Origin of the sequence: Citrobacter sp. 172116965, assembly GCF_013458095.1 — a bacterium.
GTDB lineage: Bacteria > Pseudomonadota > Gammaproteobacteria > Enterobacterales > Enterobacteriaceae > Citrobacter > Citrobacter braakii.
Genome location: NZ_CP046673.1, coordinates 915,428 through 928,689, shown reverse-complemented (window position 1 = coordinate 928,689; position 13,262 = coordinate 915,428). Strand labels below are relative to the sequence as shown.

At 52.4% G+C, this 13,262-nt stretch carries 10 protein-coding genes; 5 read left to right on the top strand and 5 right to left on the bottom strand.

The window, feature by feature from the left end:
- Positions 1–146: 146 nt before the first annotated feature.
- The 3 genes from aceF to pdhR all read right to left on the bottom strand — a co-directional run bounded on the left by aceF (position 147) and on the right by pdhR (position 5,644).
- Entirely contained in the window at positions 147–2,039 is a 1,893-nt protein-coding gene (gene aceF / locus GPJ68_RS04480; RefSeq protein ID WP_103283477.1) for a pyruvate dehydrogenase complex dihydrolipoyllysine-residue acetyltransferase, read from the bottom strand.
- Between the two features lie 14 nt (positions 2,040–2,053).
- Positions 2,054–4,717 carry a pyruvate dehydrogenase (acetyl-transferring), homodimeric type gene (gene aceE, locus GPJ68_RS04475; RefSeq protein WP_016151717.1) on the bottom strand — a complete coding sequence of 888 codons (2,664 nt, stop codon included), beginning with the start codon at positions 4,715–4,717 and terminating at the stop codon, positions 2,054–2,056.
- A gap of 162 nt (positions 4,718–4,879) precedes the next feature.
- A complete protein-coding gene (pdhR, locus tag GPJ68_RS04470) occupies positions 4,880–5,644 on the bottom strand; it encodes a pyruvate dehydrogenase complex transcriptional repressor PdhR (RefSeq protein WP_003018699.1) in 765 nt (254 codons plus the stop codon).
- A gap of 564 nt (positions 5,645–6,208) precedes the next feature.
- Between pdhR and aroP the strand changes: the two genes are divergently transcribed.
- The 3 genes from aroP to GPJ68_RS04455 all read left to right on the top strand — a co-directional run bounded on the left by aroP (position 6,209) and on the right by GPJ68_RS04455 (position 10,096).
- Positions 6,209–7,582 (top strand): aromatic amino acid transporter AroP, encoded by a 1,374-nt coding sequence (gene aroP / locus GPJ68_RS04465; protein WP_085951098.1) that lies wholly within the window; start codon positions 6,209–6,211, stop codon positions 7,580–7,582.
- A 157-nt stretch (positions 7,583–7,739) separates the two neighbouring features.
- Positions 7,740–9,146 carry a glycoside-pentoside-hexuronide (GPH):cation symporter gene (locus GPJ68_RS04460; RefSeq protein WP_180837148.1) on the top strand — a complete coding sequence of 469 codons (1,407 nt, stop codon included), beginning with the start codon at positions 7,740–7,742 and terminating at the stop codon, positions 9,144–9,146.
- Positions 9,146–10,096, top strand: coding sequence for a family 43 glycosylhydrolase (locus tag GPJ68_RS04455; protein ID WP_075847960.1), 951 nt, complete (start codon positions 9,146–9,148; stop codon positions 10,094–10,096). Before GPJ68_RS04460 ends, GPJ68_RS04455 begins: the two co-directional genes overlap by 1 nt.
- Positions 10,097–10,179: 83 nt before the next feature.
- Here GPJ68_RS04455 and ampE read toward each other — a convergent pair whose 3' ends face one another.
- Positions 10,180–11,034, bottom strand: coding sequence for a beta-lactamase regulator AmpE (ampE, locus tag GPJ68_RS04450; protein WP_016155697.1), 855 nt, complete (start codon positions 11,032–11,034; stop codon positions 10,180–10,182).
- The gene (gene ampD / locus GPJ68_RS04445; RefSeq protein ID WP_016151712.1) at positions 11,031–11,594 is read right to left on the bottom strand and encodes a 1,6-anhydro-N-acetylmuramyl-L-alanine amidase AmpD; all 564 of its coding nucleotides are present in this window, start codon (positions 11,592–11,594) and stop codon (positions 11,031–11,033) included. The genes ampE and ampD overlap by 4 nt, the downstream gene beginning before the upstream one ends.
- Before the next feature lie 87 nt (positions 11,595–11,681).
- Here ampD and nadC point away from each other — a divergent pair, with 87 nt between their 5' ends.
- Both nadC and ppdD read left to right on the top strand, forming a co-directional pair.
- A complete protein-coding gene (gene nadC / locus GPJ68_RS04440) occupies positions 11,682–12,575 on the top strand; it encodes a carboxylating nicotinate-nucleotide diphosphorylase (RefSeq protein WP_016151711.1) in 894 nt (297 codons plus the stop codon).
- Between the two features lie 242 nt (positions 12,576–12,817).
- Positions 12,818–13,255, top strand: coding sequence for a prepilin peptidase-dependent pilin (gene ppdD, locus GPJ68_RS04435; protein ID WP_180837146.1), 438 nt, complete (start codon positions 12,818–12,820; stop codon positions 13,253–13,255).
- Positions 13,256–13,262: the final 7 nt, after the last annotated feature.

Sequence of the window (13,262 nt, the reverse complement as noted above, 5' to 3'; positions counted from 1 at the left end):
ACCGGGTCGTTCTATCCGCCCGTATTTTACAAAATTGTTAACAATTTTGAAACAACAAACGGCAACCGATTTGTCTTTCGCACAATAACCTCACTGACTTCATGAGATTACCAGAAAAAAGCCGGCCGTCGGGCCGGCTTTTTCGCTTACATCACCAGGCGGCGAATGTCAGACAGCATGTTGTTGATGATGGTGATAAAGCGCGCACCATCAGCACCGTCGATTACGCGGTGGTCGAAGGAGAGCGAAATCGGCATCATCAGACGCGGCATAAACTCTTTACCGTTCCACACTGGCTCCATAGAGGACTTGGAGACACCGAGGATAGCCACTTCCGGCGCGTTCACAATCGGCGCGAAGTGGGTCGTACCCAGGCCACCGATGCTGGAGATGGTGAAGCAACCCCCCTGCATTTCGCCAGCGGTCAGCTTGCCATCACGCGCTTTCTTGGAGATGGTGGTCAGTTCACGAGACAGCTCGGTAATGCTCTTCTTGTTCACGTCTTTGAAGACCGGAACAACCAGACCATTCGGCGTATCTACCGCGACACCGATGTTGATGTATTTTTTCAGGGTCAGACGCTGACCGTCTTCAGACAGAGAGCTGTTGAAGCGCGGCATCTGTTCCAGAGCGGCGGCAACGGCTTTCATGATGAAGACCACTGGCGTGAATTTCACATCCAGTTTACGTTTTTCAGCTTCGGCGTTCTGCTGTTTACGGAACGCTTCCAGATCGGTGATATCGGTCTTGTCGAAGTGAGTAACGTGCGGGATCATCACCCAGTTACGGCTCAGGTTAGCACCAGAGATTTTCTGGATACGGCCCAGTTCCACTTCTTCGATTTCACCAAACTTGCTGAAGTCCACTTTCGGCCAAGGCAGCATGCCCGGAATACCGCCGCCTGCTGCTGCCGGAGCAGCTTCAGCACGCTTGATAGCGTCTTTCACGTAAGCCTGAACGTCTTCACGCAGGATACGACCTTTACGGCCAGAACCTTTCACTTTCGCCAGGTTTACACCGAACTCGCGCGCCAGGCGACGAATCAGCGGCGTTGCATGAACGTAAGCGTCGTTCTCAGCGAACTCAGATTTACCTTCCGCTTTCGCGGCCGGAGCTGCGGCTGGTTTAGCAGCCTGAGCCGGTGCAGCTGCAGAGGCTGGAGCAGCCGCGGCAGCTGGAGCGGCAGCAGGTGCTGCGCCTTCAACTTCGAAGATCATAATCAGAGAACCGGTTTTGACTTTGTCACCGGTGCTGATTTTGATTTCTTTCACGGTGCCCGCGAACGGTGCCGGAACTTCCATCGACGCTTTATCGCCTTCAACGGTAATCAGTGACTGCTCAGCGGCAATTTTATCGCCCACTTTAACCATCACTTCAGTGACTTCAACTTCGTCACCGCCGATATCCGGAACGTTAACCTCTTTCGAGCCAGAAGCTGCCGGAGCCGCCGCTGCAGCTGGAGCTGCCGCCTGAGCCGGTGCTGCAGCAGGCGCTGCGCCTGCAACTTCGAAGACCATAATCAGAGAACCGGTAGACACTTTATCGCCCGTGTTGATTTTGATCTCTTTAACGGTGCCCGCGAACGGCGCCGGAACTTCCATTGACGCTTTATCGCCTTCAACGGTGATCAGAGACTGTTCAGCCGCAACGGTGTCGCCCACTTTAACCATAACCTCGGTAACTTCGACTTCGTCACCGCCGATGTCCGGTACGTGTACTTCTTTCGCCGCTGCCGCAGCAGGTGCTGCTGCCGGAGCTGCTTCTTTCTTCTCTTCTGCCGAAGCAGGTGCAGCGGCTGCTGCACCATCGGCGGAATCGAAAATCATGATCAGTTTGCCGGTCTCAGTTTTGTCGCCAACAGAGACTTTGATCTCTTTAACGATACCTGCCTGAGGAGACGGAACTTCCATAGAGGCTTTGTCGCCTTCTACGGTGATCAGCGACTGTTCAGCTTCAACTTTGTCGCCCACTTTGACCAGGATCTCGGTGATTTCAACTTCATCAGCCCCGATGTCCGGTACATTGATTTCGATAGCCATTATTCTTTTACCTCTTACGCCAGACGCGGGTTAACTTTATCTGCATCGATGTTGAATTTGATGATTGCGTCAGCAACCACTTTCTTATCGATTTCGCCACGTTTAGCCAGTTCGCCCAGGGCCGCTACAACCACATAAGAAGCATCAACTTCGAAGTGGTGACGCAGGTTTTCACGGCTGTCAGAGCGACCGAAGCCGTCAGTACCCAGTACGCGATAATCATCAGCCGGTACATAAGTACGAACCTGTTCGGCAAACAGTTTCATATAGTCAGTAGATGCCACTGCCGGAGCGTCGTTCATCACCTGAGCGATGTACGGAACGCGCGGAGTTTCCATCGGGTGCAGCATGTTCCAGCGTTCACAATCCTGGCCATCACGCGCCAGTTCAGTGAAGGAGGTTACGCTGTAAACGTCAGAACCTACACCGTAGTCGTTCGCCAGGATCTGTGCTGCTTCACGCACGTGACGCAGGATAGAACCGGAGCCCAGCAGTTGAACTTTACCTTTCTTACCTTCGAGGGTTTCGAGTTTGTAGATACCTTTACGGATACCTTCCTCGGCACCTGCTGGCATTGCCGGCATGTGGTAGTTTTCGTTCAGCGTGGTGATGTAGTAATAAACGTTCTCTTGTTTCTCACCGTACATACGCTCCAGACCATCGTGCATGATGACCGCAACTTCGTACGCGTAAGACGGATCGTAAGAGATACAGTTCGGGATAGTCAGAGACTGAATATGGCTGTGACCATCTTCGTGCTGCAGACCTTCGCCGTTCAGCGTCGTACGACCAGAAGTTCCCCCTACCAGGAAGCCGCGAGCCTGTTGGTCGCCTGCCTGCCAGCACAGGTCACCGATTCGCTGGAACCCGAACATGGAGTAGTAGATGTAGAACGGAATCATCGGCAGATCGTTGGTGCTGTAGGAGGTCGCAGCAGCCAGCCAGGATGCGCCAGCACCCAGTTCGTTGATGCCTTCCTGCAGGATCTGACCTTTCTCGTCTTCTTTATAGTAAGCAACCTGCTCACGGTCCTGCGGGGTGTACTGCTGACCGTTCGGGCTGTAGATACCGATCTGACGGAACAGACCTTCCATACCGAAAGTACGCGCTTCGTCAGCGATGATCGGAACCAGACGATCTTTGATCGACTTGTTCTTCAGCATCACGTTCAGGGCACGAACGAAAGCGATAGTGGTGGAGATTTCTTTGTTCTGCTCTTCCAGCAGCGCACCGAAGTCTTCCAGAGCAGGCAGTTCCAGCTTCTCGGTGAAGTTCGGCTGACGAGCAGGCAGATAGCCGTGCAGTTTCTGACGCTGAGCGTGCAGATAAGTGTGCTCTTCAGAACCTTCCGGGAAGGTGATGTAAGACAGGTTTTCAACCTGCTCATCGGTCACAGGAACGTTGAAACGGTCGCGGATATAACGCACGCCGTCCATGTTCATTTTCTTAACCTGGTGAGCGATGTTTTTACCTTCGGCGGTGTCACCCATGCCGTAACCTTTGATGGTATGGGCCAGGATTACAGTTGCTTTGCCTTTGGTTTCCTGCGCTTTCTTCAGTGCAGCGTAGACTTTCTTCGGATCGTGACCACCACGGTTCAGAGCCCAAATCTGCTCGTCAGTCCAGTCAGCAACCAGGGCTGCGGTTTCCGGGTATTTACCGAAGAAGTGCTCACGTACGTATGCGCCATCTTTGGATTTAAAGGTCTGGTAGTCGCCGTCAACGGTTTCGTTCATCAGTTGGATCAGTTTACCGCTGGTATCTTTACGCAGCAGCTCATCCCAACGACCGCCCCACATGACTTTGATAACGTTCCAGCCAGCGCCCGCGAAGATGCCTTCCAGTTCGTTAACAATCTTGCCGTTACCGGTGACCGGACCGTCAAGACGCTGCAGGTTACAGTTGATAACAAAGACCAGGTTGTCCAGTTTCTCACGGGTCGCGATGGTGATAGCACCCTTAGATTCTGGCTCGTCCATTTCGCCGTCGCCCAGGAAGGCGTAAACGGTTTGTTTAGAGGTATCTTTCAGGCCACGGTGTTCCAGATATTTCAGGAATTTAGCCTGGTAGATTGCACCGATTGGGCCCAGACCCATAGATACGGTCGGGAACTGCCAGAATTCCGGCATCAGTTTCGGGTGCGGGTAGGAAGACAGGCCTTTGCCATGTACTTCCTGACGGAAGTTGTTCATCTGCTCTTCAGTCAGACGACCTTCCAGGAATGCGCGAGCGTAGATGCCCGGAGAGATGTGGCCCTGGAAGTAAACCAGATCGCCGCCATCCTGCTCGTTGCGTGCACGGAAGAAGTGGTTGAAGCAAACATCATACACCGTTGCGGAGGACTGGAAGGATGCCATGTGGCCACCCAGCTCGAGGTCCTTTTTAGACGCGCGCAGTACGGTCATGATGGCGTTCCAGCGGATAGCAGAACGAATACGACGTTCCAGCTCCAGATTGCCCGGGTATTCCGGTTCATCTTCAACGGCAATAGTGTTTACATAATTGCTGGCCCCAGCACCTGCCGCTACTTTCACGCCGCCTTTGCGAGCTTCTGAAAGCAGTTGGTCGATCAGATACTGAGCACGCTCAACACCTTCTTCACGGATGACCGATTCGATCGCCTGTAGCCAGTCGCGAGTTTCGATCGGATCCACGTCATTTGGGAAACGTTCTGACATGGGGGTATTCCTTATCTATCTAATACGTTGAGTTATCTGGAACCTGTCCCATTACGTTCTCACCAGAGAGCGTAATAAGACAGGTTCTGCGTTTAGTTGCCGCGCCTTTCGATAGCGCTTGATTTACAACATCTTCTGGTTAACGTTCTGCCAGAAAAATCACTAATTCTTTCGTTGCTCCAGACGGCGTAAGGCGCGTTCACGACGGCTTTCCTCACGGCTCCTGTCCAGCAGAATCTCTTCGATAAACGCCAGGTGACGGTGAGACGCTTCACGCGCTTCTTCAGGCTTCCCGGCGATAATTGCTTCAAAGATGCGGGTACGGTGACTGCTCACCAGCGGCAGCATCTCGCGACGCGCATACAGCAATTCGAAGTTTTGCCGAACGTTCTGGGCCAGCATCGGCTCCATACACCTTAGCAAATGGAGCAGCACCACATTATGTGCCGCTTCGGTGACAGCAATTTGATACTGGAGTACCGCGTCAGATTCGCCGTCAAGATCGCCGGACTGTTGAGCAAGCTCGATCGCATGGTGGAGTTCACGGATACGCGTTTTGTCTTCATCCGTGCTGCGCAGTGCAGCGTAATAGGCTGCAATACCTTCCAGCGCATGGCGCGTCTCAAGCAGGTCAAACTGGGATTCAGGATGGTCGGAGAGCAGCTCTACCAGTGGGTCGCTAAAGCTCTGCCACAGGCTGCTCTGAACAAAAGTGCCACCGCCCTGACGACGAAGCAGTAACCCCTTCGCTTCAAGGCGTTGGATCGCCTCGCGTAAGGAGGGGCGGGAGACGTCGAACTGTTTTGCCAGCTCGCGTTCCGGTGGGAGTTTTTCTCCGGGGCGAAGTGTCCCCTCAAGAATTAAAAACTCCAGCTGCTGCTCAATCACATCGGAGAGTTTTGGTTGGCGGATTTTGCTGTAGGCCATGATTTCCTGTCTTAAGCCATTTGCCCGGAGTCAATTGGTCTTACCAATTTCATGTTCTTGACGCTAAAGTAACAAAGTATTCACCTTCTGTCCATACAGGTTTTGATTGAAATCAGTAAAGGGGGCATATTTTAACAACATTACAGAAATAACGTTTCAAACATGTAACTATGCACAAATGTTAAATTTACCCACCACGGGGTAGTTTTAACGGAATTGAAACGAAAAAATATCTCATCTGAACCGATTCACCTGATTATTTATCGACACATTAGCCACAATTAGTGAATAAAAATTCAAAATGGAAATTTTGTGGTAGATAAACTCGCATTTACAAATGGTTTCTTTTTATTCAACTCGTCATCTTGCCCGCATAAAGCAGGTGCATTCGCGCTCGCATATCATTATTCTGATCAAGACAAAAGCATTGAGGCAACATTTTATATAAAGCATCTGTAAACAAATAAATACAACAAACGGAATTGCAAACTTACACACGCATTGCTGCGTAGTTCAAAAAATAAGTACTCGAAATATGAAGAGTAAAACCACACACGAGGTTTAATGATGGAAAGTCAACAGCATGGCGATCAGCTCAAGCGCGGTCTTAAGAACCGCCATATACAGCTAATCGCGCTGGGTGGCGCGATTGGTACCGGGTTATTCCTCGGTAGCGCATCCGTTATCCAGTCTGCAGGACCGGGTATTATTCTGGGTTACGCAATTGCCGGCTTTATCGCCTTTTTGATTATGCGTCAATTAGGTGAAATGGTAGTTGAAGAGCCGGTTGCAGGCTCCTTTAGCCACTTTGCTTATAAATACTGGGGCGGTTTCGCGGGTTTCTCTTCTGGCTGGAACTATTGGGTACTGTACGTCCTGGTTGCCATGGCTGAACTGACTGCCGTAGGTAAATACATCCAGTTCTGGTATCCGGATATCCCCACCTGGGTTTCTGCTGCAGCCTTCTTCGTGCTGATCAACGCCATCAACCTGACCAACGTGAAAGTGTTTGGGGAAATGGAGTTCTGGTTCGCCATTATCAAAGTCATTGCCGTGGTTGCGATGATTCTGTTCGGCGGCTGGTTGCTGTTTAGCGGCAACGGCGGCCCGCAGGCCAGCGTCAGTAACCTGTGGAGTCAGGGTGGCTTCCTGCCGCACGGCTTCACCGGTCTGGTGATGATGATGGCTATTATTATGTTCTCTTTTGGTGGGCTGGAGCTGGTCGGGATCACCGCAGCAGAAGCCGATAACCCGGAGCAAAGCATTCCCAAAGCAACCAACCAGGTTATCTACCGTATCCTGATTTTCTATGTAGGTTCGCTGGCAGTTCTGCTTTCCCTGATGCCGTGGACGCGCGTCACGGCTGATACCAGCCCGTTTGTCCTTATTTTCCACGAGCTGGGCGACACCTTTGTTGCCAATGCACTGAACATCGTAGTGCTGACCGCTGCCCTTTCTGTGTATAACAGCTGCGTATACTGCAACAGCCGTATGCTGTTCGGTCTGGCACAGCAGGGCAACGCGCCAAAAGCGCTGATGAACGTCGACAAACGCGGCGTACCGGTGAACACCATTCTGGTCTCCGCGCTGGTTACGGCTCTGTGTGTACTGATCAACTATCTGGCCCCGGAATCCGCCTTTGGCCTGCTGATGGCGCTGGTGGTTTCCGCACTGGTGATCAACTGGGCAATGATTAGCCTGGCGCACATGAAGTTCCGCAAAGCCAAACAGCAGCAAGGCGTTACCACCCGTTTCCCGGCGCTGCTCTATCCGCTTGGTAACTGGGTATGTCTGATTTTCATGGCTGCAGTGCTGGTGATTATGCTGATGACGCCGGGCATGGCGATTTCGGTGTACTTAATCCCGGTATGGATAGCCATTCTTGGCATCGGCTATTTGTGCAAACAGAAAACCGCCAAAGTAGCTAAAGCGCATTAATTCTCCCTCCCCCACCTGCATCAGGTGGGGGTTGTTACCTGCCTCACACTTTCCCACTCACGACTGTTTCGTCCATATCACTGGCGTTATCCTGCAACGCAAAAACACCTCTGCCAGACAATAATTATCTCCATATCTTATTAATGGAGTGCAGTTGATGGAAACCAGTAAGCTCACGGTGAAAGAAAAGATCGGCTATGGAATGGGCGACGCCGGATGCAACATCATCTTTGGCGCCATCATGTTGTTTGTTAACTATTTTTACACAGATATTTTTGGCCTGGCACCGGCCCTGGTCGGCGTGTTACTGCTCTCAGTACGCGTTATAGATGCCGTTACCGACCCTATTATGGGCGCGATGGCCGACCGCACCCGCAGCAAATATGGTCGATTTCGTCCATGGCTTTTGTGGATGGTTTTCCCATACGCATTATTTAGCGTACTCATGTTTACCACCCCTGAGTGGACATATAACAGCAAAGTAATCTATGCTTTCGTCACCTACTTCCTGCTCTCTATCACCTATACGGCGATCAATATCCCTTACTGCTCGCTCGGCAGCGTCATCACTAACGATCCAAAGGAACGTGTCGCCTGCCAGTCATATCGCTTTGTGTTGGTAGGAATTGCAACCCTGCTGCTCTCCCTCACCTTGCTGCCAATGGCGGACTGGTTTGGCGGGGAAGATAAAGCTAAAGGCTATCAGATGGCGATGGCAGTGCTGGCCTTCATCGGCATGTGTATGTTCCTGTTTTGCTTTGCAACCGTCCGTGAGCGCGTACGTCCTGCCGTCCCGACTAACGACGATTTAAAAGCCGACCTGAAAGATGTATGGAAAAACGATCAGTGGGTAAAAATCCTGCTGTTAACCCTGTGCAACGTCTGTCCGGGCTTTATTCGCATGGCTGCCACCATGTACTACGTAACCTGGGTTATGCAGCAAAGCACGCAGTTCGCAACGCTGTTTATCAGCCTTGGCGTTGTGGGCATGATGATCGGCAGCATGCTGGCGAAGGTGTTAACCGATCGCTGGTGCAAACTGAAAGTCTTCTTCTGGACCAATATCATCCTGGCGATTTTCTCCGGCGCGTTTTACTTCTTTGATCCTAAAGCCACCATGATGATTATGGTGCTTTACTTCCTGCTCAACATTCTGCATCAGATCCCATCCCCACTGCACTGGTCGCTGATGGCGGATGTCGATGATTACGGCGAGTGGAAAACCGGTAAACGTATCACCGGAATCAGCTTCTCCGGCAACCTGTTCTTCCTGAAACTGGGCCTGGCGATTGCCGGAGCGATGGTTGGTTTCCTGCTCTCCTGGTACGGCTACGACGCAGGGGCGAAAGCGCAAAGCGACTCCGCCATTAACGGTATTATGCTGCTGTTTACCATCATACCGGGTGTAGGCTACCTGATTACCGCAGGCGTAGTTCGTCTGCTGAAAGTTGACCGCGAGTTTATGCAACAAATCCAGACAGATTTAGAAAAGCGCCGCGCCAACTACCGTGAACTGAATGAGTACCACGATATAAAAACGACTGAAAACGTAAGGAAAGCCTAATGAATCAGTGGCCAAACCCCTTTATTGAACAGCGTGCCGACCCGTTTATTTTACGTGACGGTAGCCACTACTATTTCATTGCTTCAGTGCCCGAATACGATCGTCTGGAGATCCGCCGGGCGGACTCGCTGGAAGGGTTACGCACCGCCGTCCCGGTTGTCGTCTGGCGCAAACCAGAAAACGGCCCCATGAGCCAGCTGATCTGGGCACCTGAGATCCATCATCTGGCAGGCAAGTGGTACATCTATTTTGCCGCCGCCCACACACAGGCGCTCGACAAGCTGGGGATGTTCCAGCACCGTATGTTTGCGCTCGAATGTGCAGACGCCGATCCGCTGACCGGCCAATGGACAGAGAAAGGGCAGATTAAAACGCAGTTTGATACCTTCGCGCTCGATGCCACCACCTTTAACCATCAGGGAAAACAGTGGTATCTGTGGGCGCAGAAATCCCCCGATATCGCCGGAAACTCCAATATCTATCTCGCCGAACTGGAAAATCCATGGACGATTAAAGGCGAGCCGGTAATGCTCAGTCATCCAGAGTATGACTGGGAATGCCGGGGTTTTTGGGTCAACGAAGGCCCGGCCGTCATGGTTCACGGCGATAAGCTGTTTATCAGCTATTCCGCCAGCGCCACCGATGAGAACTACTGTATGGGATTATTGTGGATTGATCTCAATGCCGATCCGCTCAACCCGCAGAACTGGCACAAATCGCCGCGCCCGGTCTTTACCACCAGCTACGAAAACCGCCAATACGGGCCGGGGCACAACAGCTTTACGCAAACGCCGGAAGGTGAAGATGTGCTGGTGTACCACGCGAGAAATTACACTGAAATCGAGGGCGATCCGCTGTACGACCCAAACCGCCACACTCGTCTGAAGCTGGTGCGCTGGAACGAAAACGGGATGCCAGATTTTGGCATCCCGCATGCTGATACGCTTTGAAAGATTGGCCCGCAAGCACAAAGCGACCGGGCCAATTTTTTCCTCGACGGATAAGCGCAGCGCCATCCACCAATAATAATGGCTTAAATTAATGTTCCATAAATGGTCAACACGGCAATGACCACCACCACCACAAACGAGGTCTTCTTCGCCATCGAAACCGCGGCTTTTGGCGTTGCGACTTTATCGGTATGTGGTTCACGCGCTAAAGAAAACTGCGCAAGGCGAGTAAGCACCTGATATTGCGAAGTATGCAGATCCGCCAGCGACGCAAACCAGGCAGGCAACGCCTTCTCGCCGTGCCCCAGCAGCGCATAGACGACACCCGCCAGGCGCACCGGGATCCAATCCAGCACATGCAGGATCGCATCGATACCTGATTGCAAACGCTGGTGTGGCGTCTGATAGCGCGCCAGCCAGGACTGCCAGGCACGTAGAAAGGCATAACCCACCAGCGTCACCGGTCCCCACGGGCCACCGACAATCAGCCAGAATAACGGCGCAAGATAAAAGCGAAAGTTGTTCCATAACAGCGCGTTCTGCAGTTCGCGCAAGAACTCACGCTCATCGCACTCAGGCGGAATCCCATGAATCAGGGTCAGCTCGCTGGCCATCGCTTCACGGGCGTGAGCGTCATCGCGAGCAGCCGCGTTCAGATAGGCATGATAATGAAGACGCGTCTTGCCAGCGCCGATGCACAGCAAACCAATTAAGATCCACGCCACCAGCAAAGGCACGTTAAACAACAGGCCTTGAAGTGCGCGCAGCAGCAGGAATGTCACCCCCATCGCAATAAGGGCCATGCCTACCGTACGCATCATCGAAAAATGCTTCACCCGGCGGAAAAAAGCTTCAACCCGGTGATCAAGCTGCCAGTGCTCACCCAACTTAAACAGGCGTTCAACAATCAACACCAGTAATGTTGTAAACAGCGTCATGTCATCTCCTTGTGCGACGAGGGGGTGACCAGGGCGCGAAACCTTGCCCAGTCAAAAGAGGGCCCGGGATCGGTCTTACGCTCGGGCGCAATATTGCAATGTCCTGTCATGTTGTTGGCAATGGCCGGATAACGCGTAATCAGGGCATTCGTCACGGCTGCCAGTTGCTGATACTGCGCATCGGTATAGGCCAGCGTATCCGTCCCTTCCAGCTCAATACCAATTGAGAAATCATTACAGCGTTCGCGGCCTTGATAGTTCGACACGCCAGCATGCCAGGCGCGTTTATCAAAGGGGACATACTGCACGATTTCACCGTCACGGCGAATTAAACAATGTGCCGAAACGCGCAAATGGGCGATCCCGGCAAAATAAGGATGGGCATTGGGATCAATCGTGCCCGTAAACAGCGCATCGATCCACGGGCCGCCAAACTCGCCGGGCGGCAGGCTGATATTATGCACCACCAGCAGAGAAGGGTTTTCGTCATCTGGGCGGCAATCGTAATGAGGAGAGGGAACGCGTCGCGCCTCTGCCAGCCAGCCCTCGTCTAACAACATGCAGAATCTCCTTATTGGTGGTGCTCATATCAGGTTCAGGGTAGCATGTTTCCACCTTATGATTCGTTAGCAATTTGGAGTTTTATCATGCCGCCTCGCCGCTATAACCCTGACTACCGACGTGACGCGCTGTTGGAACGCATAAATCTGGATATCCCTGCCGCTGTAGCTCAGGCGCTGCGTGAAGATTTAGGCGGAGAAGTTGATGCCAATAACGATATCACCGCACAGCTTTTACCCGCGGAGATGCGCTCCCACGCCACCGTGATCACCCGCGAAGATGGCGTTTTTTGTGGAAAACGTTGGGTGGAAGAGGTCTTTATTCAACTGGCTGGCGATGATGTCAACATCACCTGGCATGTCGAAGATGGCGACAGCATTAAGGCCAATCAGCCGCTATTTGAACTGGACGGCCCTTCCCGCGTGCTGCTAACCGGCGAACGTACCGCGCTTAATTTTGTACAGACGCTTTCGGGTGTGGCGAGCGAGGTGCGTAAATATGTCGACCTGCTGGCGGGAACAAAAACCCAACTGCTGGATACACGTAAAACTCTGCCGGGGCTGCGTACCGCGCTGAAATACGCCGTATTATGCGGCGGCGGCGCGAATCATCGTCTGGGGCTTTCTGATGCTTTCCTGATTAAAGAAAACCACATTATTGCTTCAGGTTCGGTACGTCAGGCCGTTGAAAAAGCCTTCTGGCTGCACCCGGATGTGCCGGTTGAAGTCGAAGTAGAAAGCCTGGATGAACTGGACGACGCGCTGAAAGCAGGGGCCGACATCATCATGCTCGATAACTTCGAAACTGACCAAATGCGGGAAGCGGTAAAACGCACCAACGGCCAGGCGCGTCTGGAAGTGTCGGGTAACGTCACTCATGAAACTCTGCGCGAATTTGCCGAAACCGGCGTGGATTTCATCTCTGTTGGCGCGCTGACCAAGCATGTTCGCGCGCTCGATCTCTCTATGCGTTTTCGCTAATTACTGATGGTTTAGCCCGATAGTACATTCACTTATCGGGCCCATCACGCCGGTTTTTCTATCGGCCGGATAAGCGTTTACGCCGCCATACGGCTGTTTCTTCGAGCCTCTTCGCAAATACGTTGTCTGACTCTGTAATTTCATAAAAATCCTCGGAACCCGCCTTCCCGTTCTGTTTTTTGCCTCTCGCCGTGACCCCGAGCGTTTGCCAAAGTAGCGCCAGCTAACTCAAGGAGCGAACGATGGACAAGCAACGAGGCTTCACACTTATCGAACTCATGGTGGTCATTGGCATTATTGCCATCCATAGCGCCATCGGTATTCCGGCTTATCAAAACTATCTGCGCAAAGCCGCGTTAACAGACATGCTGCAAACCTTTGTTCCCTATCGCACGGCGGTTGAGCTCTGTGCGCTGGAGCATGGCGGAACAACAACCTGTGATGCCGGAACGAATGGCATCCCTTCTCCAGCCACCACCCGTTATGTCTCCGCCATGAGCGTTGAAAAAGGAGTGGTCAGCCTCAGCGGACAAGAAAGCCTGAACGGGTTAAGCATCACCATGACGCCGGGTTGGGACAATGCCAACGGTATTACCGGCTGGAGCCGTAACTGCGTTATCCAGAATGACAGCGCATTGCAACAGGCCTGTGAAGACGTTTTCCGTTTCGATATTAATTAAGGAAAAG

What these genes read in the sequence shown, in the direction of transcription:
- aceF (WP_103283477.1), bottom strand. Translation starts at nt 2,039, where the DNA reads ATGGCTATCGAAATCAATGTACCGGACATCGGGGCTGATGAAGTTGAA.
- aceE (WP_016151717.1), bottom strand. Translation starts at nt 4,717, where the DNA reads ATGTCAGAACGTTTCCCAAATGACGTGGATCCGATCGAAACTCGCGAC.
- pdhR (WP_003018699.1), bottom strand. Translation starts at nt 5,644, where the DNA reads ATGGCCTACAGCAAAATCCGCCAACCAAAACTCTCCGATGTGATTGAG.
- aroP (WP_085951098.1), top strand. Translation starts at nt 6,209, where the DNA reads ATGATGGAAAGTCAACAGCATGGCGATCAGCTCAAGCGCGGTCTTAAG.
- GPJ68_RS04460 (WP_180837148.1), top strand. Translation starts at nt 7,740, where the DNA reads ATGGAAACCAGTAAGCTCACGGTGAAAGAAAAGATCGGCTATGGAATG.
- GPJ68_RS04455 (WP_075847960.1), top strand. Translation starts at nt 9,146, where the DNA reads ATGAATCAGTGGCCAAACCCCTTTATTGAACAGCGTGCCGACCCGTTT.
- ampE (WP_016155697.1), bottom strand. Translation starts at nt 11,034, where the DNA reads ATGACGCTGTTTACAACATTACTGGTGTTGATTGTTGAACGCCTGTTT.
- ampD (WP_016151712.1), bottom strand. Translation starts at nt 11,594, where the DNA reads ATGTTGTTAGACGAGGGCTGGCTGGCAGAGGCGCGACGCGTTCCCTCT.
- nadC (WP_016151711.1), top strand. Translation starts at nt 11,682, where the DNA reads ATGCCGCCTCGCCGCTATAACCCTGACTACCGACGTGACGCGCTGTTG.
- ppdD (WP_180837146.1), top strand. Translation starts at nt 12,818, where the DNA reads ATGGACAAGCAACGAGGCTTCACACTTATCGAACTCATGGTGGTCATT.